1 protein-coding gene is annotated in these 351 nt (G+C 40.5%); it reads left to right on the plus strand.

Going from position 1 to position 351, the window contains the following annotated elements:
• The coding region (locus tag AAEY62_RS20965; RefSeq protein WP_350636246.1) for a CBS domain-containing protein at positions 1-351 on the plus strand (351 nt) is incomplete at both ends.

Below are 351 nucleotides of genomic sequence, written 5' to 3' on the forward strand. Positions count from 1 at the left end.
CATGGTGTAAGGCATTTACTTGTTACCGATAACAATAACGTACCGTGTGGGGTAATTAGCATTACAGATATTGTGCGCAATCAAGGGCTTGATCATTACTTACAGTTTCGCACTATTAACGACCAGTACACTAAAAACATAACAATTGTACCTAGCTCATTAGCGGTAAATGAAGCGGTAAAACTAATGCGTGAACGCGGCGAAAAAGTTATTTTAGTTTTTAATCAACAGCAAAAAGAACATGGCATTATTACGCAGCGCGATTTATTACACCTGCTCACACGCCAGAGCGAGCAGAGTGTGTGCTGGGATTTAGCAAGTCGACCGCTTTATAAAATAACCCCACAAGAT

This window comes from Pseudoalteromonas sp. GW168-MNA-CIBAN-0100 (genome assembly GCF_040309225.1).
In the GTDB taxonomy this organism is placed as follows: Bacteria; Pseudomonadota; Gammaproteobacteria; order Enterobacterales; family Alteromonadaceae; genus Pseudoalteromonas; species Pseudoalteromonas arctica.